The following is a 21,933-nucleotide window of genomic DNA, read 5'->3' as shown; positions in this document are numbered from 1 at the left end:
CATGAGTTCCGTGCGTTCCGTGCGTTCCCTGACCTTCGTTCGGCGGCCCTGGCGGCTGCTCGCGGAGGCGTCCGCGGTGCTGATCGCCGCGGTGGTGGCGTTCCCGCTGTACTGGATGGTGCTCAGCGCCTTCAAACCGGCGGGGGAGATCGAGTCGAGCGAGCCGCGGCCCTGGACGCTCGCCCCTTCCCTGGATTCCTTCCGCCGGGTCTTCGAGCAGAACGAATTCGGCCGTTACTTCGTCAACAGCCTTGCCGTCGCGTGCAGTGTGGTGATCGTCTCGGCGTTGATCGCGTTTCTCGCGGCGACCGCGGTGACACGATTCCGCTTCCGCTTCCGGACCACCTTGCTGATCATGTTTCTGGTGGCCCAGATGGTGCCCGTGGAGGCCCTGACGATCCCCCTGTTCTTCCTCATGCGGGACTTCGGCCAACTCAACACGCTCGGCTCGCTGATCCTGCCGCACATCGCCTTCTCGCTGCCGTTCGCGATCTGGATGCTGCGGGGGTTTGTGAAGGCCGTTCCGGAGGCCCTGGAGGAGGCCGCGTACATCGACGGGGCGAGCCGGTCGCGATTCCTGTGGCAGATCCTTTTCCCGCTGGTCTTCCCGGGGCTCGTGGCCACGAGCGTGTTTTCTTTCATCTCCGCCTGGAACGACTTCCTGTTCGCCAAGTCCTTCATCATCAGCGACACCTCCCAGTCGACCCTGCCGATGGCCCTGCTCGTCTTCTACAAGCCGGACGAGCCGGACTGGGGCGGGGTGATGGCGGCCTCTACCGTGATGACCGTTCCGGTGCTGGTCTTCTTCGTACTCGTACAGCGGCGCCTGGTGTCCGGGCTCGGCGGCGCGGTCAAGGACTGAAGGGTCTGATCATTCATGGATCTCATTCCGGCACCTCGCCAGATGGAGCGGGCCGAGCGCTTCTACGACCTCGGCGACGGCCTCGGGATCGAGGCCGGGCCGGGCACCGAGGACACCGCGCGCTGGCTGCGCGCGACGCTCGGCGCGGCGACCGGGCTCGCGCTGCCGCCCAAGAAGGGGGACGAGTACGACGTCCTCCATCTGTCCGTCCGGCCAGGCCTCGACGCCGAGGAATACCGCCTCGTCATCGCCCCCCATGGCCCCCACATCCAGGGCGGCTCGCCCGCCGGTGTCTTCTGGGGCGCCCAGACGCTGCGCCAGCTCCTCGGCCCCGACGCCTTCCGGCGCGCACCCCTTCCCGACCGTACGTGGCGGCTGCCCCTGGCGGAGATCCGGGACGCCCCCCGATTCCGCTGGCGCGGCCTCATGCTCGACGTGGCCCGGCACTTCATGCCCAAGGACGGCGTCCTGCGCTACCTGGACCTGATGGCCGCCCACAAACTCAACGTCTTCCACTTCCATCTGACGGACGACCAGGGCTGGCGCATCGAGATCAAGAGGTACCCCCGGCTCACCGAGGTCGGCTCCTGGCGGGCGCGTACGAAATTCGGCCATCGGGCCTCGCCGCTCTGGGACGACAAGCCGCACGGTGGCTTCTACACCCAGGACGACATCCGCGAGATCGTCGCGTACGCCGCCGAGCGGCATATCACCGTCGTCCCCGAAATCGACGTACCCGGCCACTCGCAGGCCGCCATCGCCGCGTATCCGGAACTCGGCAACACCGACGTCATCGACACCTCCGCGCTCTCCGTCTGGGACACCTGGGGGATCAATCCGAACGTACTCGCCCCCACTGACAACACCCTGCGCTTCTACGAGGGGGTCTTCGAGGAAGTCCTGGAACTGTTCCCGTCGGAGTTCATTCACGTCGGGGGTGACGAATGCCTCAAGGACCAGTGGCGGCAGTCGGCCACCGCACAGGCGCGCATCAGGGAACTCGGGCTGAGGGACGAGGACGAGCTCCAGGCTTGGTTCATCGGCCACTTCGACGGCTGGCTCTCCGCGCGCGGACGCCGGCTCATCGGCTGGGACGAGATCCTGGAGGGCGGGCTCGCGAAAGGCGCGGCCGTGTCGTCCTGGCGCGGGTACGCGGGCGGCATCGCGGCGGCCCGCGCGGGTCACGACGTCGTCATGTGCCCCGAGCAGCAGGTGTATCTGGACCACCGTCAGGACGCGGGCGCTGAGGAGCCGGTGCCCATCGGCTACGTCCGCACCCTGGAGGACGTCTACCGGTTCGAGCCCGTTCCCGCGGAGTTGACGCCGGACGAGGCCCGGCACGTGCTCGGCACGCAGGCCAACGTGTGGACGGAGGTGATGGAGGACCAGGCGCGCGTGGACTACCAGACCTTCCCGCGCCTCGCCGCCTTCGCCGAGGTGGCCTGGAGCCGCCTGCCTGCCCCGGAGCAGCGGGACTTCGCCGGCTTCGAGCGGCGGATGGCCGCCCATTACGGGCGACTTGACGCCCTGGGGGTCGCGTACCGGCCGCCGACAGGACCGCGGCCGTGGCAGAGGCGCCCTGGTGTGCTCGGCCGCCCGATCGACGGCCCGCCCCCGAACAGATAATGGAAAAACCGGCAAGATGTCACCGAAGAGTGTCATTCGGAACGCACCGGTGATGCCGTGCGAAAACGGACCATCTACCCGGTGAGGTGGGCGAATGCCTCCTAGCGGACCCCTGTCTTCGGGTCCTGCGAAGATGTGCCAGAGTTGCCACGTCCGCCCTGTCAGCACGTACCGTACGGCAGCACAGGTGGGACCAGGTGGGGCAGCGGGAAGGGGCAGCCGGTTTGACCACGAGTGCACCGCAGGCGGCGCAGGCCGTCACGCTGCCCACGACGCTGGACGAGGCCGTGGCGGCACTCGGCGCCATGCCCGCCGCCGTGCCGGTCGCGGGTGGCACCGACCTGATGGCCGCCGTCAACTCCGGGCAGCTCAGGCCCGCCGCACTGGTCGGCCTCGGCAAGATCAGCGAGATCCGTGGCTGGCAGTACCAGGACGGTCACGCCCTGCTTGGCGCCGGCCTCACGCACGCCCGCATGGGCCGCCCCGACTTCGCCGCCCTGATCCCGGCGCTAGCGGCCGCCGCACGCGCCGCGGGCCCGCCGCAGATCCGCAACGCGGGCACCCTCGGCGGCAACATCGCCTCGGCGTCCCCGACCGGTGACGCGCTGCCGGTCCTCGCCGCCCTCGAAGCGACCCTGATCATCGCGGGCCCGGGCGGAGCCCGCCGGGAGATCCCGGTGTCGCACCTGCTGGCCGGCATGGAGATGCTGCGCCCCGGCGAACTCATCGGCTACGTGCGCGTGCCGCTGCTGCACGCCCCGCAGGTCTTCCTCAAGGCCACCGGCCGCACCGGCCCGGGGCGTTCGATGGCGTCCGTCGCCGTCGTCCTCGACCCCGCCCGGCGCGGAGTCAGGTGCGCCGTCGGCGCCATAGCGCCGATGCCGCTGAGGCCCCTGGAGGCCGAGCACTGGGTCGCCCAGCTGATCGACTGGGACAACAACCGCGCGATCGTCCCGGAGGCGCTGCACGCCTTCGGGGAGTACGTCGCGGCGGCCTGCATCCCCGACCCGGCCCCGGCCGAGGACGGTTCCGTGACTCAGCATCCGCCCGCCGTACTGCACCTGCGGCGCACCGTCGCCGCGCTGGCCCGACGAGCACTGGGGAGGGCGCTGTCATGACCGACGATCAGCACGGAGAGGGCAGGCGCCAGGGCGGGGGCCGCTGGGATCCGCTGCCCCAGGGCGACTACGACGACGGCGCCACCGCCTTCGTCAAGCTGCCCGAAGGGGGCATCGACGCCCTTCTGGCCTCCTCCGACAGCCCGCTCGCCGCGCCCGGCCACGGGTATGTGCCGCCGCAGATAACGGTCACGCCCGGCTCGCCCGCGGGCACCGACCCCGCGGCCCCCGGCGGCTGGCCCGTCGCGGGCGTGCCCACCGAGGGCGCCCAGTGGCCAGACCCGAACGCCGCCCCGCAGGACAGCGGCCAGTTCACGTACAACCCCGGGGTCACCCAGCAGTGGAACTTCTCGGAGACCGCGGCAGGTCAGGCGGGCCAGGAGGCCACTGGGGCGCCCGGTCACGACGTCACCGGGCAGTGGTCGATTCCCGTCGCCGAGGGTGACCTTCCGGACGAATCGGGCGAGTTCACCACGTCGTCGCTGGTCGAGCAGTGGGGCGGCACCCCGCCGGCCACGTTGCCGGGCGGTGCGCCCGCCCCGTGGGCGACGCAGGCGACGGGGCAGCCGTGGGGCCAGCAGGCCGCGGCGATGACCGAGGAGGCATCCGGAGCCGGGCATGCGGCCGGGCAGCCGACGGCGGCCGGGCACGTGCCGGGGCAGCGCGGAGCACATCCCGGTGACCAGCGCGCCGTACACGGCACCGACCAGCCCGGCGAGCAGCCTGCTCCGAACCCGCACGAGCAGTCGGCAGGGGCCCCGCCCGCGCCGGGCGGGCACGCACGCGTGGAGCCCGGTTCCGCAGCACACGGCTCCGGGGAGCCCGCAGACGCCTCCGCGGACACCGCGTCCGCACCGCCCGGCGAGACCCCCACCGAAACCGCCGCAGCGGCCCCGCAGGACGCTCCCGCGGCCGGCGAGGCCGCCCCGGACGCCCAAGGCGCCCCAGAGGCCGCAGGGGGCCCCGCAGAGGCCTCCGCCGAGCCCGTCCCGGCCGAGGGCGGCGAATCCGCCCAGGAGGCCGCCGGGGAACCCGCGCAGCCCGCAGCCTCCGACGACGCACCTCCGCTCCCCGGCGAAGAACACCCCCTCGCCTCCTACGTCCTGCGCGTCAACGGCGTCGACCGGCCCGTCTCCGACGCCTGGATCGGCGAGTCGCTGCTCTACGTGCTGCGCGAGCGGCTAGGCCTCGCGGGCGCCAAGGACGGCTGCTCGCAGGGCGAGTGCGGCGCCTGCAACGTGCAGGTCGACGGACGGCTCGTCGCGTCCTGCCTGGTGCCCGCCGTGACGGCCGCCGGCAGTGAGGTCCGTACGGTCGAGGGGCTGGCCGAGGACGGACAGCCCTCCGACGTGCAGCGGGCGCTCGCGCGGTGCGGCGCCGTGCAGTGCGGCTTCTGCGTGCCGGGCATGGCGATGACCGTGCACGACCTGCTGGAGGGCAACCCGGCACCGACCGAGCTGGAGACCCGCCAGGCGCTGTGCGGCAACCTGTGCCGCTGCTCCGGCTACCGGGGCGTCGTGCAGGCCGTCAAGGAGGTCGTCGCCGAGCGCGAGGCGCACACGGCGGCCGACGACGGCGAACAGAACGGCGACGAGCCGCGTATCCCCCACCAGGCGGGCCCGGGGGCCGGCGGGATCCACCCGTCGGTGTTCGAGGCGCCCGGTGCCATGGGGCCGCATGACCAGGCGTACGGACAGGACGGAGGCCAGGCGTGAGCAACGAAGCCGCCACCGCGACCACAGCCGCGGAGGCAGCACCCGCCTCCGAGCCGATCCCGCACGGCCTCGGCGCCCCCCTGCCGGCCGCCGACGCCCGCGCCAAGACCGAGGGCACCTTCCCGTACGCGGCCGACCTGTGGGCCGAGGGCCTGCTGTGGGCGGCCGTACTGCGCTCGCCGCACCCGCACGCGCGCATCAAGTCCATCGACACCTCCCACGCGCGCGAGATGCCCGGTGTCCGGGCCGTCGTCACGCACGAGGACGTCCCCGGCAGCCCGCTGCTCGGCCGTGGCAAGGCCGACCGCCCGGTCTTCGCCTCCGAGGTCGTACGCCACCACGGCGAGCCCATCGCAGCCGTCGCCGCCGACCACCCCGACACCGCCCGCCTAGCCGCCGCGGCCGTCATCGTCGAGTACGAAGTACTCGACCCGGTGACCGACCCCGAGCAGGCCTTCGAGGCCGAGCCGCTGCATCCGGACGGCAACCTGATCCGCCACATCCCGCTGCGTCACGGCGACCCCGACGCGGTCGGCGACATCGTCGTGGAGGGCCTGTACCGCATCGGCCGCCAGGACCCGGCCCCCATCGGCGCCGAGGCGGGCCTCGCCGTGCCGCGCCCCGACGGCGGCGTGGAGCTCTACCTCGCCTCCACCGACCCGCACACGGACCGCGACCGGGCCGCCGCCTGCTACGGCCTGGAACCCGAGCGCGTCAAGGTCGTCGTCACCGGCGTCCCCGGCGCCACCGCCGACCGCGAGGACCAGGGCTTCCAGCTCCCGCTCGGCCTGCTGGCGCTCAAGACCGGCTGCCCGGTCAAGCTCACGGCCACGCGCGAGGAGTCCTTCCTCGGCCACACCCACCGGCACCCCACCCTCCTGCGCTACCGCCACCACGCGGACGCCGAGGGCAAGCTCGTGAAGGTCGAGGCGCAGATCCTGCTGGACGCGGGCGCGTACGCCGACACGTCCTCCGACGCCCTGGCCGCCGCGGTCGCCTTCGCCTGCGGCCCGTACGTCGTCCCGAACGCCTTCATCGAGGGCTGGGCCGTACGCACCAACAACCCGCCCTCCGGCCACGTGCGCGGCGAAGGCGCCATGCAGGTGTGCGCCGCCTACGAGGCGCAGATGGACAAGCTGGCGAAGAAACTCGGCATCGACCCGGCCGAGCTGCGCCTGCGCAACGCCATGGCGACGGGCGACGTCCTCCCGACGGGCCAGACGGTGACCTGCCCGGCGCCGGTCGCGGAACTGCTCCAGGCCGTACGGGACTACCCGCTTCCGCCCCTCCCCAAGGACACGCCCGAGGACGAGTGGCTGCTGCCCGGCGGCCCCGAGGGCGCGGGCGAACCGGGCGCGGTGCGCCGCGGCGTGGGCTACGGCCTGGGCATGGTGCACATGCTCGGCGCCGAGGGCGCGGACGAGGTCTCCACGGCGACGGTGAAGGTCCACGACGGCGTCGCGACAGTGCTGTGCGCGGCCGTCGAGACGGGGCAGGGCTTCACGACACTGGCCCGGCAGATCGTCCAGGAGACGCTCGGCATCGACGAGGTGCACGTAGCGCCCGTGGACACCGACCAGCCCCCGGCCGGCGCGGGCTGCCGAGGCCGTCACACCTGGGTGTCGGGCGGCGCGGTGGAGCGGGCGGCCAAGATGGTCCGTACGCAGCTGCTCCAGCCCCTGGCGCACAAGTTCGGCATGTCCACGGAGCTGCTCCAGATCACTGACGGAAAGATCACCTCGTACGACGGCGTCCTGTCGACGACCGTCACCGAGGCGCTGGACGGCAAGGAACTGTGGGCGACGGCCCAGTGCCGCCCGCACCCGACCGAACCGCTGAACGACACCGGCCAGGGCGACGCCTTCGTGGGCATGGCCTTCTGCGCGATCCGCGCGGTGGTGGACGTCGACATCGAACTGGGCTCGGTCCGGGTGGTCGAGCTGGCGCTCGCCCAGGACGTCGGCCGCGTGCTGAACCCGGCCCAGCTGGAGGCACGCATCGAGGCGGGCGTGACGCAGGGCGTGGGCATAGCGCTCACCGAGAACCTGCGCAGCGCGCGCGGCGTGATCCGCCACCCCGACCTGACGGGTTACTCCTTGCCGACGGCCCTGGACGCCCCGGACATCCGGATCGTGAGGCTGGTCGAGGAACGGGACGTGGTCGCGCCCTTCGGCGCGAAGGCGGTCAGCGCGGTGCCGGTGGTGACCTCGCCGGCGGCCATCGCGTCGGCCGTACGCGCCGCGACGGGCCGCCCGGTGAACCGCCTGCCGATCCGGCCGCAGGCGGCGGTGGTGACGGGGCAGTGAACCCCCGGCCCTGCTCCCGGCTGTCCTGATGGACGGGGTCGTCCTGATCACCGGCGTCATGGCGGCCGGGAAGTCGACGGTCGCGCAGGCGCTGGCCGAGCAGCTGCCGCGGGCGGCTCATGTGCGTGGGGACGTCTTCCGGCGCATGATCGTCTCCGGACGTGAGGAGTACGAGCCCGGCGTCGGCGGTGAGGGCGAGGCCCAGCTGCGGCTGCGGTACCGGCTGTCGGCGGCGACGGCGGACGCCTACGCCGACGCCGGGTTCACGGCGGTCGTGCAGGACGTGGTGCTGGGCGAGGAACTGCCGGCGTACGTACGGCTGGTGCGCACACGTCCGCTGTACGTGGTCGTCCTGGCGCCGAGCGCCGAGGCCGTGGCGGCGCGGGAGGCCGGGCGGGCGAAGACGGGGTACGGGGCCTGGACGGTCGAGGCGCTGGACGGAGCGCTACGGGCACAGACGCCGCGGATCGGGCTGTGGGTGGACTCCTCGGAGCTGACCGTGCAGGAGACCGTGGAGGCGATTCTGGCGGGGCGGGAACGCGCGAGGGTCGGCTGACGTCTTCTCTTGTGAAGCGGTTTCTCCGGTGGAGCGGTGTTGAAGACGGCGCGCCCGCAAATGAGTTGCCGGTGGTGGTACGCGCCCGGAAGAGTTGCCGGTGGTGGTGCCGTTCGCGGTGTGGCCGGTGTCGTCGCTGGTCCGGTGCGTTGTCAGTGGTGGCGCGTAGTGTTCTGAGCAGTGGGACGGCCGCCGAGCCCGGCGGGCTGGTCGATCGGCTGTGTCCTGCCCGGGGCTGTGAGCGAGCACATGCGGGGGAGTCCATGAGCACGACCATTACGACCTACGCCGGTGAGCACGCCGGTGATACGGCGATCACCCTGACCGAGACCGAGTTGGATCCGTACGTCACGCACGCGTCGACGCGGCGCTGGCTGACCGGCCCCGGACTGCCCTGCGACAGCGGCGTGTTGAGCTTCGCCGAGCTGTGCCGCGAGGGCCTGCGGACAGTGGCGGACTCGACGGGCGACCCGGACGGCCGGCTGGCTGCGGAGCTGCGCGACCAGCTGGTGATAGGCGGACTGCTGGGCCCCGGCGGTGCCCTGGAGACGGAGTCGGTCCTGCTGGACGGCACCACGGGCGAGATCTCGACGACGTACTTCCTGCACGACCGCCCCGACCTGATGGACCGCCGCCCGCTGGCCCCGTCCCTGCGGACGCTGGTCCGCTTCGCGGAGGCGACGGACGAACTGGCGGGCCTGCGCGGCCAGTTCGCCTCCTACGTCGGCCACTACGGCCCGAAGGCTGTCGCGGAGGCGTCGCGGCACCTGCTGGCGGTGTTCGAGGACGGCACGGACGGCGAGCCGGCGCCGTTCTGGAGGATGGCGGCCCTGATCCGCCCGCTCGCGCTCGTGGCGGGCCGGGCCGGTGCGTCGGGTCTGGCCCTGGACCTGCCCCAACGCCTCCTGGACCGGGAGTTCGGCCAGGGCAAGGTGGTGCGCTTCGAGGAGGTCGACTTCCCCGCCACGCTCACGCATGAGCCGACCCGCCGCTTCCTGCGCGAGGTGGGCCTTCCGGAGGACGGCTATCTGTTCACCCTGGACACGGACGTCCCGCTGCAGACGCTCGCCGAGTACTACGCCGACGAGGAGTGGGGCCCCGAACTGCCCGCCCGGGCCGACCACTTGATACGCCTCGGCCATCTCGTCGAGGACAACAGCCTCGTCATCGACGGCGAAACGGGCGCCGTCCTCAACTGGAGCGAGCCCGAGGCGAGGCTGTTCCCGCTGAACACCGACGTCTCGACCCTCGCCTTCACGCTCTGGCTGCTGCACCGCGAGCAGGCGATCGACGAGGAGTCGGGCCATGAGCTGACGACCGACACCTACGACCAGCTGGCCATGACGATGCTCCAGGTCCTGTCGACCGTCGACCCGACCGGCGTCGCGGCGGCGAGCGGAGACGGCCGGCACTACTGGACGGAGGTGTTCCAGGACGTGGCGAGTGGGGTGCTGGAGTCGGTGGGCGGGGTGCGCTGAAGTGACCGGCGGGCAGGGGAAATGACCGGCGGACAGCGGGGGCGAGAGATCCACAATGCCCCCATGGACGCCATCAATGCCCCCATGGGTGACATCAATGCCCGTATGGACGAGATCACCATCCGCCCGGCCGACCCCGGCGAGTTAGCGGCCGTCGCCGGTCTGCGCTGGCATTGGATCCTTGAGAACGGCAGCGCACCGGCGGCCGTCGACCGTGACGCCTTCGTGCGCCACTTCGTCGACTGGGCCGAGCAGAACGCTTCCTCGCACAGCTGCATGGTCCTCGTCAGCGGTGACGGACAGCTCCTCGGCATGGCCTGGCTGGCCGTCGTCCACCGCGTCCCGACGCCGCACGCGCTGCACCGGGCGTCCGGGGACCTCCAGTGCGTGTATGTGGTCCCGGAGGCGCGTGACGCGGGACTCGGCGGCCGGCTGATCACCGAGACCCTGGCAAGGGCGAGGGACCTCGGCCTGGAGCGGGTCACCGTCCACTCCTCGCCCCGGGCGATCCAGGCGTACGCCCGCCGGGGCTTCGAGAACTCGCCGCGCCTGCTGCAGGCTCACGTCGCGCGCGGATGAGGGCGGGTCCCTGAGGCCGGGCCGGGTGCTCTGGCCGCTGGCCTCAGGGGGGATGCCGTCAGGAGATCGCAGGAGATCAGGAGATCAGGAGATCAGGAGATCGCCAGAGGCCGCTGCCGTCAGGAGGACTGGGCGGCCGCGCGGCGACGGCGTACGGCCATGACCAGGACGCCACCGAGGGCTGCCGCGGCCGCTGCGGCACCGGCGATGAGCGGGGTGCCGTCGGAGCCGGTGCTGGCCAGGTTGCCGTCGACGGAACCGCTGGTGGAGCCGCCGGTCGAGGTGCCGGACGACGTGGCGCCGGTGCTGCCCGTGCCCCCGGTGCCGCCGGTGGACTGGCCGGCGGGGTCGTTGCCTTCGCCGCCCGTCGTGGAGCCGCCGTCCGCCGAGCCGCCGCCGGTGGAGGATCCGCCGGAGGTGGCGGGGCCCTCCTCGTAGTCGGTGGGGATGTCGATGCGGAGCCAGTCCTTGTCGTTGGCGGTGTTCTTGTCGAACGCCGGGTGGATGTCGTAGACGGAGGTCGCCTTCACCTCGCCCTTGATGGTGCCCTTCACATCGGCGCCGATCTTCAGCATGAAGGTGTACGCGAGCGACTCGCCGACCTCGATGGTGTGGTCGTCGGGGGAGCAGACGTACTTGGACTTGCCGGGCGTTCCCCCGGGGCCGGACGGGCCGTCGATCCCGAACGGCGCGCATTCCTTCGGGGCCTCCACGGCGGAGGCGCCCGGCGGGATCTGCACCATCAGCGCGGGCTGGTCGTCGCTGTCGTTGTTCTGGATCCAGCCGGGGCCGTCGTTGCGGAGCTGCACCGTGACCGACTGCTTGTTGCCAGCGAGCGCCTCGGTCCACTCGCCGACCGCGACGAGATCGGCCGAGCTGTCCGCGGTCAGCGCCAGACGCCGGTAGCTGTCGTCGAACCCCTCGCCCGGTGCTTCGCCGGTGGGCCCGGTGCCGTACTCGACGGCCTCCATCAGCGCCTTGGGCAGCGCCTTGAACCGCACGGGCGTCTCGACGGAGGCGCCGGGCTCGATGACGGTGTCGAGCTCGCAGAGCGCCTGCCTGACCTCGTTCTCGATGGTCGAGTAGGTGCAGCCCTCGACGGGCTCGGGGAAGTCGAGCCCCCGGGTCAGCCGGATCCGGAAGGTGACGCCGTCCGCGGCCGCGGTGCCCTTGTTGGTGATGACGACGGACTCGTCGTACACGTCGCCGGGCTTCGGAGACGTCCGCGGCAGATTCGAGATCACCAGGGAAGGCTCGCCCTCCTCGGCATACGCCGCGGGAGCGACGACCGCGGGAACGGCGGCGGCGATCGCGGCAGCGGCCACGAAGGCCGCGGAGGGGCGGAGGTGCGGGCGCGTGTGCTGGCGCACGGTTGATCTCCTCGTCGGGACGGGAAGCAGGGCGGCCGGAGGTTTTCCGTCCGGTCATGTCCTGGACAGCTGGAGGGCGCCCAGGGTTGTGCTGCCGTTTGTGAGGAGACGGTGAGGAGGGGAGCGAAGGACGGGAACCGCGCAGGCGAGCCCCTGAACCACTCGGGCAACGGACCGGCCGACCACCCGCCAGTGGCCGGCCGTAATGCCGGTATGGAGGCCGTGGCGGGATTCGAACCCACGTAACTCGCTTTGCAGGCGAGCCCCTGAACCACTCGGGCACACGGCCGTTACCGATGCTGGCCGTGTTCCCGCCATCGTGGTGGGAATCGAACCCGCGTAACTCCCCGCGAGCGGAGCTCGCTGATGGATGCAGCGCAGGCGAGCCCCTGAACCACTCGGGCACACGGCCGTGTTCGGTGATCTGACCGTATGGGCCGGGTCGTGAGGGGCTCAAGGGAATCGGTCGCCCTGCAATGGGACTGCCACACCCCGTTCATGAAAGCCGGCGGTCGTACGACCAAGGTCGCAGGGCGGGACGGTCTCCCGACAGGGGTCAATGTCAGTTGTGGCCCTTACGCTGGCGACCATGACTGCCCTCGAGCCGCGCCGCCCCGACGTCGCGAAGACTTCCGACGTCTCCTCGGTCCCCGAGTCCGAGGAGACCGTGCTGAGCAGGTCTTATCGGGCCCTCAGTGTCGGGATCGTCTCCGTCGTGCTGCTCATCGCCTTCGAGGCCACCGCCGTCGGGACGGCCATGCCGGTGGCGGCGCGGGAGCTGGACGGGGTGTCGTTGTACGCGTTCGCGTTCTCGGGGTACTTCACCACCAGCCTGTTCGGGATGGTGCTCGCGGGGCAGTGGTCGGACCGGCGGGGGCCGTTGGGGGCGCTGACGACAGGGATCGCGGCCTTCGGTGCCGGGCTGCTGCTCGCCGGGACCGCCGGGGTCATGTGGCTGTTCATTCTCGGGCGGGCCGTGCAGGGGCTCGGCGGGGGACTGGTCATCGTCGCGCTGTACGTCGTCGTCGGGCGGGCCTACCCCGAGCGGCTGCGGCCGGCGATCATGGCGGCGTTCGCGGCGAGCTGGGTCGTGCCGTCGATCGTGGGGCCGCTGGCCTCCGGGGCGGTGACCGAGCATCTGGGCTGGCGCTGGGTGTTCGTCGGGATTCCGGTGCTCGTCGTGTTCCCGCTCGCGCTCGCGCTGCCGCAGATACGGCGCCGGGCGGCAGGGCCGGTCGACGGCTCCGCGGGCAGCGCCTCCTTCGACCGGCGCCGCATCCGGCTGGCCCTCGGCATCTCCCTCGGTGCGGGTCTGCTCCAGTACGCCGCCCAGGACCTGCGCTGGCTCTCCCTCGTCCCCGGCGTCGCCGGCGCCGCGCTCCTCGTGCCGGCCGTGCTCGGACTGCTCCCGCGCGGCACGTACCGGGCGGCGCGCGGGCTGCCGTCCGTGGTGCTGTTGCGCGGGGTCGCGGCGGGGTCGTTCATCGCCGCCGAGTCCTTCGTGCCGCTGATGCTGGTCACCCAACGGGGGCTGTCGCCGACGCTCGCCGGGTTCTCGCTCGCGGCGGGCGGCGTGACGTGGGCGCTGGGATCCTGGGTGCAGTCGCGGCCGCGGGCGGAGCCGTGTCGGGAGCGGTTGATGACCGTCGGGATGCTGCTGGTCGCCGCCGGGATCGCCGCCGCACCGAGTGTGCTGATCGACTCCGTGCCCGCCTGGACTGTCGCCGTGGCCTGGGCGTTCGGGTGCTTCGGGATGGGGCTGGTGATCTCCTCCGCGAGCGTGCTCCTGCTCCACCTCTCCGCCCCCGAGGAGGCCGGCACCAACTCCGCCGCGCTCCAGATCTCCGACGCTCTGTCCAACGTCGTCCTGCTCTCGGCGGGCGGCGCCGCGTTCGCCGCGCTGGGCGGGGGCGCGGTGAGTCATACGGTGGCGGAGGCGGCCGGTGCCGGGTCGCATCCTGCGGCGTTCGCGGCGGTGTTCCTGCCGATGGCGGGGGTGGCGTTGGTGGGGGCCTGGGTGAGTACGCGGTTGCGGGCGCCCGCGGCCGGAGCCCGCTGATGGATGCCGCCCACTGACACCGAGTGGTACCACGTAGTACCGTTGAAGCATGGCTGGACTGAACCTGCGGTTTACGGACGAAGAGCTCGACGCCCTGCGTGAGCGTGCGGCGGCTGAGGGGCGCAGCATGCAGGCCTTCGCGCACGACGCGGTGATCGCCGCCATAAACGAGCACTCGCGGCTGTTCAATGAGGCCGCCGAGCACGTGCTGAAGGCCAGTGCCGAGCTGAACCGGAGGCTCGCCTGATGCACTACCTCACTCTGCCCGAGCTGCTGAACCTCGCACAGCGGCTGGGGGCGGACGAGGTGCGCGACTACGGGCTGCTGGACTCGGCCCTGGCGCGTCCGCAATCGAGCGTGTTCGGCCAGGACGCCTATCCGGACGTATGGCAGAAGGCTGCCGCGTTGATGGAGTCCCTCGCCCGCAACCACGCCCTCGTGGACGGCAACAAGCGCATCGCCTGGTACGCGACCTGGGTCTTCCTGCACATGAACGGCCATCCCCTGGACGCGGAATTCGACGTGGACGAGGCCGAGCGGTTCGTTCTCGACGTTTGCCAGGGCGCCTTGGACGTACCCAAGATCGCGGCCCAGTTGCCGCGCTTCGCGCGCTGACTGTGACCTCGGTCCCACCCACGGGCGACCCGGCCTTGTCCGCCCATTGACACCCACGGACCGCCGGTAGGGTGGCCCGGTTGTCATACCCAGCCGAGCCGCCCGACCCCCAACGGAGACCGTGACTACCCCCGCCGCCTCCTCCTCCCACCACCTTTCCCCCGCCTTCCCCGGCCGCGCCCCCTGGGGCACCGCCAGCAAGCTGCGTGCCTGGCAGCAGGGGGCGATGGAGAAGTACATCCAGGAGCAGCCGCGTGACTTCCTCGCGGTCGCCACGCCCGGCGCCGGGAAGACGACCTTCGCCCTGACTCTCGCCTCCTGGCTGCTGCACCACCATGTCGTGCAGCAGGTGACCGTGGTCGCGCCGACCGAGCACCTGAAGAAGCAGTGGGCGGAGGCGGCCGGGCGGATAGGTATCAAGCTGGACCCGGAGTACAGCGCGGGCCCGCTCGGTAAGGACTACCAGGGCGTCGCCGTCACCTACGCCGGTGTCGGCGTGCGGCCCATGCTGCACCGCAACCGCGTCGAGCAGCGCAAGACGCTCGTCATCCTCGACGAGATCCACCACGCCGGTGACTCCAAGTCCTGGGGCGAGGCCTGCCTCGAGGCCTTCGAGCCCGCCACCCGGCGGCTCGCCCTCACCGGTACGCCCTTCCGGTCCGACACCAACCCCATCCCCTTCGTGACGTACGAGGAGGACAACGCGGGCATCCGGCGGTCCGCCGCCGACTACACGTACGGCTACGGGTCCGCGCTCGCGGACGGCGTCGTGCGGCCCGTCATCTTCCTCTCCTACAGCGGCAACATGCGCTGGCGGACGAAGGCGGGGGACGAGATCGCCGCCCGGCTCGGTGAGCCCATGACCAAGGACGCCGTCAGCCAGGCCTGGCGTACCGCCCTGGACCCCCGCGGTGACTGGATGCCCAGCGTGCTGCGCGCCGCCGACCAGCGGCTCACCGAGGTCAGGAAGGCCATCCCGGACGCCGGCGCCCTCGTCATCGCCTCCGACCAGGACTCCGCGCGCGCCTACGCCAAGCTCATCCGCGAGATCACCGGCAACAAGGCGACCCTCGTCCTGTCCGACGACGCCGGCGCGTCCGACCGCATCGACGAGTTCAGCAACAACCACGACCGGTGGATGGTCGCGGTGCGGATGGTGTCGGAGGGCGTGGACGTCCCGCGGCTCGCCGTCGGGGTGTACGCCACCACCATCTCGACCCCCCTCTTCTTCGCCCAGGCCGTCGGCCGTTTCGTACGGTCCCGGCGGCGCGGCGAGACCGCCTCCGTCTTCCTGCCGACCATCCCCGACCTGCTCACCTTCGCCAACGAGATGGAGGTCGAGCGCGACCACGCCCTCGACAAGCCGAAGAAGGAGGGCGAGGAGGACCCGTACGCCGAATCCGAGAAGGAGATGGAGGAGGCGAACAAGGAGCAGGACGAGGACACCGGCGAGCAGGACATGCTGCCGTTCGAGGCGCTGGAGTCCGACGCCGTCTTCGACCGGGTGCTCTACGACGGCGCCGAGTTCGGCATGCAGGCCCACCCGGGGAGCGAGGAGGAGCAGGACTACCTCGGGATCCCCGGGCTGCTGGAGCCCGAGCAGGTCCAGCTGCTGCTGCAGAAGCGGCAGGCCCGGCAGATCGCGCACAGCCGCAAGAAGCCGGACTCCGAGGCCGACCTCCTCGAACTGCCTGCCGAGCGGCGGCCCGTCGTCACCCACAAGGAGATGATGGAGCTCCGCAAGCAGCTCAACACCATGGTCAGCGCGTATGTCCATCAGAGCGGCAAACCGCACGGGGTGATCCACACCGAGCTGCGGCGCGTGTGCGGTGGACCGCCGAGTGCCGAGGCGACGGCGGGGCAGTTGCGGCAGCGGATCGCCAAAGTGCAGGAGTGGGCCACCCGCATGCGGTGACGCTGGGCGCTGTGCCTTGCCGGTGCCTTGAACGGGGGTGCTCGTCGTGCTTCGGCCGCGGGCCGGTGGGGGCTTGTCGCGCAGTTCCCCGCGCCCCTGAGGGGCGCTTCACGCCCTGTGCGTTTCAGGGCAAACGGGCGCGGTCCGTACCGGCCACTGCCCGGATTCTGGACGGAGCCTTCCGCTCAGCGAACCGGCTTCGCTAATGTCCCGCTACGCACACGCCCCGTGGCAGCGCCGCCGCGGAGCGCAGCCGTGAAGCGACGCGGTCCGGAAAGGATTCCGGGCCGCCGGCCGATCGGCGGCCTCTGAAGCGCGTCACCGACGGGACTCGGTGCACGCATCCGCCGTGCGGGGGCTGCCGACCTCACCACTTAAGGAGTGGGCGTCGTGACCGCGGAGACCTCTCAGACGCTCGACCGAGGACTGCGTGTCCTCAAGCTGCTGGCCGATACGGACCACGGGCTGACCGTCACCGAGCTTTCCCACAAACTGGGCGTGAACCGGACCGTCGTGTACCGGCTGCTCGCCACGCTCGAACAGCACGCACTCGTACGCCGTGACCTGGGCGGCCGTGCCCGGGTCGGGCTCGGGGTGCTGCGACTGGGCCGGCAGGTGCATCCGCTCGTACGCGAGGCCGCGCTGCCGGCGCTGCGTTCGCTGGCCGAGGACATCGGGGCGACGGCTCATCTGACGCTGGTGGACGGCACGGAGGCGCTCGCCGTCGCCGTCGTCGAGCCGACGTGGACGGACTATCACGTGGCCTATCGGGCCGGTTTCCGGCATCCCCTGGACCGGGGCGCCGCGGGGCGAGCGATACTCGCGGCGCGGCAGCAGCCGAGCGGGGAGCCCGGATACACCCTGACCCATGGGGAGTTGGAGGCCGGAGCGAGCGGGGCGGCCGCGCCGTTGCTGGGGGTCACGGGCGTGGAGGGCAGCGTGGGTGTGGTGATGCTGGCCGACGCGGTGCCGGAGCGGGTCGGCCCGCGGGTCGTGGACGCGGCGCGGGAGGTGGCGGAGGCGCTGCGCTGAGAGCGTCCGGTCGGAAGCCGGTTGGTGGCCGGTCGGAGGTGGCGTCCTGCCTGCGCTCTAGGCAGGGCAGTCACCGCCTCCGACACTCGACTCATGACCTCACTCAGCATCCGCACCGTCCATGACGTCGCCGGGTTCGCGGCCGTCGCCGACTTCTTCAGTGACGTATGGCGGACGCCTCGCAGTGCCCCGCCGTTACTGCCCGAGACGCTGCACAGCCTCGCCCACGCGGGCGGCGCGGTGCACGCCGGGTACGACGGGCCGCGGCTGGTCGGGGCGTCCGTCGCGGTGTTCGGGCCGCCCACGGCGAGAGAGACGTACTCCCTCATCACCGCCGCCGACCGGGGGCTCGGCGTCCCTATCAAGCAGGCTCAGCGGCAGTGGGCCCTGGAGAACGGCGCCCGGATCATGCGCTGGACCTTCGATCCGCTGGTCGGCCGGAACGCCCGCTTCAACCTGGTCAAGCTGGGCGCCGAAGGGACCGACTACATCGTCGACTTCTACGGCCCCATGGCCGACGGCGTGAACGACGGCGACGAGAGCGACCGGCTGACGGTGACTTGGAACCTGACGGCTCCTTCACCCTCGTACGGCCAACCGGGCGACGTGGTCGCTGACCGCCGCACCGCCCCCACCACGCACACCGCCCCCGACGGCGAGCCGCTCGCCCGCCGGGATCCCGACGACCGGTACATATGGTGTCGCGTCCCGGACGACGTGGTCGCGCTGCGGGTCGCCGACCCGGCGCTCGCGCTGCGCTGGCGGCGGGCCGTGCGTGAGGTGTTCACCAAGGCCTTCGCCGACGGGTTCACGGCGACGTCGATGTCCCGGGACGGCTGGTACACGCTCACCCGCCGGGAGGCCGCCGCGTGAAACTGGAGCGCGTCGAGATCGTCCACATGGCGATTCCGCTGGTCAGCCCCTTCCGTACGTCCTTCGGCACGATGACGACGAAGGACACTTTCCTGCTGCACGTCGTCACGGACACGGCCGAGGGCTGGTCGGAGTTCGCGGGCGACCCCGAGCCGCTGTACTGCTCGGAGTTCGTGGCCAGCGCGGAGATCGTGCTGCGCGACTTCCTGCTGCCGCGCGCCGCCGCGCTCCCTGTGCTCGGTACGGCCCACCTCGCCCCGGCGATGGAGAGGATCAAGGGGCACGAGCTGGCGAAGGCGGCGCTGGAGACGACGGTCCTCGACGCGGAGCTGCGGTCGTACGGGATGCCGCTGGCGACGTATCTCGGGGCGGTGCGGGAGCGGGTGCCGGCCGGGGTGTCGGTCGGGATCAAGGAGAGCGTCGGGGAACTGCTGGACGCCGTCGAGGGATATCTCGCCGAGGGCTACGTCCGGATCAAGCTGAAGATCGAGCCCGGCTGGGACCTGGAGCCCGTGCGGGCCGTGCGTGGACGCTTCGGGGCGGGGCTGCCGCTGCAGGTCGACGCCAACACGGCGTACACGCTCGCGGACGCCGAGCATCTGCGGCGGCTGGACGAGTTCGGGCTGCTGCTGATCGAGGAGCCGCTCGCGGAGAACAACCTGTACGCCCACGCCCGCCTCCAGCAGCGCCTCGCGACGCCCGTCTGCCTGGACGAGTCCCTGCACAACGCCCGCGACACCGCTTCCGCGATCGCGATGGACGCGTGCCGGGTCGTGAATGTGAAGCCCGCGCGGGTCGGCGGCTACCTGGAGGCGCGGCGGGTGCATGACGTGGCGTACGCGCACGGGGTGCCGGTGTGGTGCGGCGGCATGCTGGAGACCGGCATCGGCCGCGCACCCAACCTGGCGCTGGCCGCCCTGCCCGGCTGCACGCTCCCCGGGGATACTTCGGCGTCCAGCCGCTACTTCGCCGAGGACATCACGGAGCCGTTCGTGCTGGTGGACGGCCATCTGCCGGTGCCACGGTCGCCGGGGATCGGGGTGGAGCCGCTGCCGGAGGCGCTGCGGCGCTTCACCAAGGAACGGCGAGACCTGTACGCGGCCGCGTAACGAGAGCCGTAGGCGACCTTGTGACGAGACCTGTACGTGACCTTGGTGGGGCACCCTGGGCAGCTCCGACCTGCGCCTGGCCGGAACTCGCCGTCACGTTAGATTGATCCCGTGTTCTCTCGTCTCACGCGCCCCCGGGCCGTCGCCGTCTGCGCCCTGCCGGTCGTGGCCCTGCTCGCCACGGCGGCCTTCGCGCCGCTGCCGTTCTCGCTGGCGCAGCCCGGCCTGACCGCGGACGTCCTGGGCGAGAACAAGGGCGACCCGGTGATCACGATCTCCGGTGCGCCGACCCGTGACACCAGCGGTGAGCTGCGTATGACGACCATCGAGGCCACCTCACCGGACACGGACGTGACGCTCGGCGACGTGATCGACGCGTGGTTCCGCACGGACAAGGCGGTCATGCCGCGCGACTCGGTCTATCCGAGCGGCAAGAGCTCCCGGGAGATCGAGCAGTACAACACCGAGCAGATGAAGGAGTCCCAGGACGCCGCGACCGAGGCCGCGCTGAACCACCTGGACCTGACCGACAAGGACATCAAGGTCACCCTGAAGCTCGCGGACGTGGGCGGCCCCAGCGCCGGTCTCCTGTTCTCCCTGGGCATCATCGACAAGCTCGACGGCAACGGCGAAGGCGGCGACCTCACCGGCGGCCGCACCATCGCCGGCACGGGCACGATCGACGCCGCCGGCAAGGTCGGCGCGGTCGGCGGAGTGTCCCTGAAGACCCAGGCGGCCAAGCGGGACGGGGCGACGGTCTTCCTGGTCCCGAAGGACGAGTGCTCCGACGCGAAGGCGGAACTGCCGAAGGGCCTGCGCCTGATCCCGGTGACCACGCTGACGGGCGCGGTGAACGCGTTGGAGGCGCTGGAGACCGGGAAGGGTTCCGTCCCCAGCTGCTAGAGGTTTGCCGCTAGGCGTTCAACACCGGCCTCGGGGTGGCGAGGCGCAGTCCCACTTCTACGAGGGTCCAGCCGAGGCGGGCACGGATGTCGTACGGCTGCCTGGCCCCGGCGGCGAGGCGGTGTGCGGCGGCCTGGGCGCGGAGTTCGGCGGCGCGGGCGTGGTGCAGGGCGAGGTGGGTCTCGGGGTGCATCGGGCGGGGCCTCTCAGTCCGAGCTGATGGGGAAGACGTGCGTGTGGAGGCGGACCTGCTCGGCCCCCGGGGTGCCTTCGGGGGCGGCCTGGGCGCGGTAGCTGTTGATGAGGTCGTGGATCTTCTCGTTGAGTTCGCTCGCGAGCTCGGGCGTGAGGCGGAGCGTGAAATCACTTACGTCCGAGGCGCTGACCCAGTCGTCGGGCCACTCGTGCCGGGTGCCGATGAACGTCGAGAGCTCCTGGGAGTGGTAGCTCGCGACCTCGTGCATGAACACGGAAGCCGCGCCCCGTACCGCCGGATCCGCGTCCCGGAGCAGTGACTCGTCGAACCGCACCCCCTGGTGGGCCGCCCGCCACCATCGCTCCCGCCCCTTGCCGTGCTCCGGCGCGTCCTCGACGAAGCCGTACGCGGCGAGCTGCCGCAGGTGATAGCTGGTGGCGCCGCTCGACTCGCCCAGTTTCTCGGCGAGTTGGGAGGCGGTGGCAGGTCCGCCGCGGCGGAGGGCGGACAGCAGCTGCATCCGCAGGGGGTGGGCCAGCCCGCGAAGCGTGCGGGCGTCGAGCTCATGGAGCTTCGGTTCCTCGACCATGCGTACAAAGGTATCTATGCAAAGAGTCCTTTGCAACGGGTTCTTTGGAACCCCATCGCCCGAACCCCGTCTCCCGAAGCCCGCCTCCCGTCCCCCTACTTCACAAACCCCTCCGCCATCATCCAGTCCAACGCCACCTGATGCGGATCCTCCCCCTCCACATCCACCTTCGCGTTCAGGTCCTGCGCCACGGCGTTGTTCAGCTTCTTGGTGATCGGGTCGAGGACCTCGGCGATGGCCGGCCACTTCTGCAGGGTCTTGGAGTTGATCATCGGGGCGGCGTTGTAGTTGGGGAAGAACTTCTTGTCGTCGTCCATGACCACGAGGTTCATGGACTTGATGCGGCCGTCGGTCGTGAAGACCTCGCCGTAGGCGCAACTTCCCTTCGCGGCCTGGGTGTAGATGATCCCGGTGTCCATCTGCGTGATGTTCTTCGTGGGCACGCTCATCCCGTACTCCTGCTGCATGCCCCGCAGCCCGTCCGCCCGGTTGGCGAACTCGACCTCCACGCACAGCGTCACGGCATCGGGGTCGGACTTCGCCAGCGCGGCGACGTCGGACAGGGTGTTCGTGCGGTACTTCTTGTGGTTGTCCTGGTTCATGGCCAGGGCGTAGGTGTTGTTCAGCGCGGACGGCGCCAGCCAGGTCACCCCGTTCTTCGCGTCGGCCGCCCGCACCGCCTCCCACTGCTCGCGCGGGTCGGTGATGGGCTCGCTGCGGCCCAGGTACGTGATCCAGGCGGTGCCCGTGTACTCGTACCCGGCGTCCGCGTCGCCCTTCCGCACCGCCTCGCGGCTGCCGATGGACCCCTGGATGCCGGTGCGGTCGAGCACCTCCGCGCCGGCCGCCTCGAAGGCGATGCCCATGATCGCGCCGAGGATGAGCTGCTCGGTGAACGACTTCGACGTCACCGTCAGTTCGGCACCCTTCAACGGCTCGCCCCGCCCGATCAGGCCGGCCCGCACCTCGTCGACCATGGGCGAGCCGCTCGTCAGGCCGCAGCCGGACACCAAGGCCGCCACCAGCAGCCCC

20 protein-coding genes and 1 tRNA gene are annotated in these 21,933 nt (G+C 71.5%); 16 read left to right on the top strand and 5 right to left on the bottom strand.

From position 1 onward, the window contains the following. The first annotated feature begins 1 nt into the window (after position 1). From ACQEV2_RS16470 to ACQEV2_RS16435, 8 genes are all read left to right on the top strand, one after another. A complete protein-coding gene (locus tag ACQEV2_RS16470) occupies positions 2-862 on the top strand; it encodes a carbohydrate ABC transporter permease (protein ID WP_433041203.1) in 861 nt (286 codons plus the stop codon). Positions 863-877: 15 nt separating this feature from the next. Then, positions 878-2,488 carry a beta-N-acetylhexosaminidase gene (locus ACQEV2_RS16465; RefSeq protein WP_433041200.1) on the top strand — a complete coding sequence of 537 codons (1,611 nt, stop codon included), beginning with the start codon at positions 878-880 and terminating at the stop codon, positions 2,486-2,488. Positions 2,489-2,712: 224 nt separating this feature from the next. Continuing rightward, a complete protein-coding gene (locus tag ACQEV2_RS16460; RefSeq protein ID WP_433041197.1) occupies positions 2,713-3,606 on the top strand; it encodes an FAD binding domain-containing protein in 894 nt (297 codons plus the stop codon). Further along, positions 3,603-5,321, top strand: a complete 1,719-nt coding sequence (locus ACQEV2_RS16455) for a 2Fe-2S iron-sulfur cluster-binding protein (protein WP_433041194.1) — start codon at positions 3,603-3,605, stop codon at positions 5,319-5,321. Before ACQEV2_RS16460 ends, ACQEV2_RS16455 begins: the two co-directional genes overlap by 4 nt. Continuing rightward, entirely contained in the window at positions 5,318-7,627 is a 2,310-nt protein-coding gene (locus ACQEV2_RS16450) for a xanthine dehydrogenase family protein molybdopterin-binding subunit (RefSeq protein WP_433041191.1), read from the top strand. The genes ACQEV2_RS16455 and ACQEV2_RS16450 overlap by 4 nt, the downstream gene beginning before the upstream one ends. A 28-nt stretch (positions 7,628-7,655) precedes the next feature. After that, the gene (locus tag ACQEV2_RS16445) at positions 7,656-8,183 is read left to right on the top strand and encodes an AAA family ATPase (protein WP_433041188.1); all 528 of its coding nucleotides are present in this window, start codon (positions 7,656-7,658) and stop codon (positions 8,181-8,183) included. 263 nt (positions 8,184-8,446) lie between these two features. After that, positions 8,447-9,661 carry an SUKH-4 family immunity protein gene (locus tag ACQEV2_RS16440; protein WP_433041185.1) on the top strand — a complete coding sequence of 405 codons (1,215 nt, stop codon included), beginning with the start codon at positions 8,447-8,449 and terminating at the stop codon, positions 9,659-9,661. 63 nt (positions 9,662-9,724) lie between these two features. After that, positions 9,725-10,240: a GNAT family N-acetyltransferase gene (locus tag ACQEV2_RS16435; protein ID WP_433041182.1), complete on the top strand. Its 516-nt coding sequence runs from the start codon at positions 9,725-9,727 to the stop codon at positions 10,238-10,240. 119 nt (positions 10,241-10,359) lie between these two features. On the opposite strand, the gene ACQEV2_RS16430 is transcribed toward ACQEV2_RS16435, so the two are convergent. Both ACQEV2_RS16430 and ACQEV2_RS16425 read right to left on the bottom strand, forming a co-directional pair. After that, on the bottom strand, positions 10,360-11,610 hold the full coding sequence (locus ACQEV2_RS16430) for an LPXTG cell wall anchor domain-containing protein (RefSeq protein WP_433041179.1): 1,251 nt from the start codon (positions 11,608-11,610) through the stop codon (positions 10,360-10,362). 214 nt (positions 11,611-11,824) lie between these two features. Next, positions 11,825-11,899: transfer RNA gene (locus ACQEV2_RS16425), tRNA-Cys, on the bottom strand. A gap of 300 nt (positions 11,900-12,199) precedes the next feature. Between ACQEV2_RS16425 and ACQEV2_RS16420 the strand changes: the two genes are divergently transcribed. The 8 genes from ACQEV2_RS16420 (at position 12,200) to ACQEV2_RS16385 (ending at position 20,116) form a co-directional block, all read left to right on the top strand. Beyond that, positions 12,200-13,669 carry an MFS transporter gene (locus tag ACQEV2_RS16420; protein ID WP_433041176.1) on the top strand — a complete coding sequence of 490 codons (1,470 nt, stop codon included), beginning with the start codon at positions 12,200-12,202 and terminating at the stop codon, positions 13,667-13,669. 49 nt (positions 13,670-13,718) lie between these two features. Further along, positions 13,719-13,916 carry a hypothetical protein gene (locus ACQEV2_RS16415; protein WP_124441851.1) on the top strand — a complete coding sequence of 66 codons (198 nt, stop codon included), beginning with the start codon at positions 13,719-13,721 and terminating at the stop codon, positions 13,914-13,916. Next, positions 13,916-14,284 (top strand): type II toxin-antitoxin system death-on-curing family toxin, encoded by a 369-nt coding sequence (locus ACQEV2_RS16410; RefSeq protein ID WP_433041172.1) that lies wholly within the window; start codon positions 13,916-13,918, stop codon positions 14,282-14,284. Before ACQEV2_RS16415 ends, ACQEV2_RS16410 begins: the two co-directional genes overlap by 1 nt. A 121-nt stretch (positions 14,285-14,405) precedes the next feature. After that, entirely contained in the window at positions 14,406-16,199 is a 1,794-nt protein-coding gene (locus ACQEV2_RS16405) for a DEAD/DEAH box helicase (protein ID WP_433041169.1), read from the top strand. A 390-nt stretch (positions 16,200-16,589) separates the two neighbouring features. Beyond that, a complete protein-coding gene (locus ACQEV2_RS16400) occupies positions 16,590-17,231 on the top strand; it encodes an IclR family transcriptional regulator (protein ID WP_398828234.1) in 642 nt (213 codons plus the stop codon). Between the two features lie 93 nt (positions 17,232-17,324). Continuing rightward, positions 17,325-18,104 (top strand): chorismate synthase, encoded by a 780-nt coding sequence (locus tag ACQEV2_RS16395; protein ID WP_433041165.1) that lies wholly within the window; start codon positions 17,325-17,327, stop codon positions 18,102-18,104. Further along, positions 18,101-19,213 carry an o-succinylbenzoate synthase gene (gene menC / locus ACQEV2_RS16390; protein WP_433041162.1) on the top strand — a complete coding sequence of 371 codons (1,113 nt, stop codon included), beginning with the start codon at positions 18,101-18,103 and terminating at the stop codon, positions 19,211-19,213. The genes ACQEV2_RS16395 and menC overlap by 4 nt, the downstream gene beginning before the upstream one ends. A 111-nt stretch (positions 19,214-19,324) precedes the next feature. Next, entirely contained in the window at positions 19,325-20,116 is a 792-nt protein-coding gene (locus ACQEV2_RS16385) for a YlbL family protein (RefSeq protein WP_433041159.1), read from the top strand. A 10-nt stretch (positions 20,117-20,126) separates the two neighbouring features. Here the strand turns inward: ACQEV2_RS16385 and ACQEV2_RS16380 are convergent, their stop codons facing one another. The 3 genes from ACQEV2_RS16380 to ACQEV2_RS16370 form a co-directional block, all read right to left on the bottom strand. Next, complete coding sequence (locus tag ACQEV2_RS16380) at positions 20,127-20,309, bottom strand: hypothetical protein (protein WP_433041156.1); 183 nt, start codon at positions 20,307-20,309, stop codon at positions 20,127-20,129. A 13-nt stretch (positions 20,310-20,322) separates the two neighbouring features. Then, positions 20,323-20,901: an ArsR/SmtB family transcription factor gene (locus ACQEV2_RS16375; protein ID WP_433041153.1), complete on the bottom strand. Its 579-nt coding sequence runs from the start codon at positions 20,899-20,901 to the stop codon at positions 20,323-20,325. A 95-nt stretch (positions 20,902-20,996) separates the two neighbouring features. Further along, complete coding sequence (locus ACQEV2_RS16370) at positions 20,997-21,878, bottom strand: glycine betaine ABC transporter substrate-binding protein (RefSeq protein ID WP_433054488.1); 882 nt, start codon at positions 21,876-21,878, stop codon at positions 20,997-20,999. Between the last annotated feature and the right edge of the window lie 55 nt (positions 21,879-21,933).

It is taken from the genome of Streptomyces sp. CA-251387 (assembly GCF_050936625.1).
GTDB lineage: Bacteria > Actinomycetota > Actinomycetes > Streptomycetales > Streptomycetaceae > Streptomyces.
The sequence above is the reverse complement of the archived record's forward strand: the minus strand, read 5'-3'. Positions and strand labels throughout refer to the sequence as shown.

Excerpts from the sequence above, each read along its gene's own strand:
- ACQEV2_RS16410 (WP_433041172.1), top strand. The coding sequence starts at position 13,916 with ATGCACTACCTCACTCTGCCCGAGCTGCTGAACCTCGCACAGCGGCTG.
- ACQEV2_RS16370 (WP_433054488.1), bottom strand. The coding sequence starts at position 21,878 with ATGGTCGACGAGGTGCGGGCCGGCCTGATCGGGCGGGGCGAGCCGTTG.
- ACQEV2_RS16435 (WP_433041182.1), top strand. The coding sequence starts at position 9,725 with ATGGACGCCATCAATGCCCCCATGGGTGACATCAATGCCCGTATGGAC.
- ACQEV2_RS16395 (WP_433041165.1), top strand. The coding sequence starts at position 17,325 with ATGACCTCACTCAGCATCCGCACCGTCCATGACGTCGCCGGGTTCGCG.
- ACQEV2_RS16465 (WP_433041200.1), top strand. The coding sequence starts at position 878 with ATGGATCTCATTCCGGCACCTCGCCAGATGGAGCGGGCCGAGCGCTTC.
- ACQEV2_RS16415 (WP_124441851.1), top strand. The coding sequence starts at position 13,719 with ATGGCTGGACTGAACCTGCGGTTTACGGACGAAGAGCTCGACGCCCTG.
- ACQEV2_RS16375 (WP_433041153.1), bottom strand. The coding sequence starts at position 20,901 with ATGGTCGAGGAACCGAAGCTCCATGAGCTCGACGCCCGCACGCTTCGC.
- ACQEV2_RS16445 (WP_433041188.1), top strand. The coding sequence starts at position 7,656 with ATGGACGGGGTCGTCCTGATCACCGGCGTCATGGCGGCCGGGAAGTCG.
- ACQEV2_RS16455 (WP_433041194.1), top strand. The coding sequence starts at position 3,603 with ATGACCGACGATCAGCACGGAGAGGGCAGGCGCCAGGGCGGGGGCCGC.
- ACQEV2_RS16380 (WP_433041156.1), bottom strand. The coding sequence starts at position 20,309 with ATGCACCCCGAGACCCACCTCGCCCTGCACCACGCCCGCGCCGCCGAA.
- ACQEV2_RS16420 (WP_433041176.1), top strand. The coding sequence starts at position 12,200 with ATGACTGCCCTCGAGCCGCGCCGCCCCGACGTCGCGAAGACTTCCGAC.
- ACQEV2_RS16470 (WP_433041203.1), top strand. The coding sequence starts at position 2 with ATGAGTTCCGTGCGTTCCGTGCGTTCCCTGACCTTCGTTCGGCGGCCC.
- ACQEV2_RS16440 (WP_433041185.1), top strand. The coding sequence starts at position 8,447 with ATGAGCACGACCATTACGACCTACGCCGGTGAGCACGCCGGTGATACG.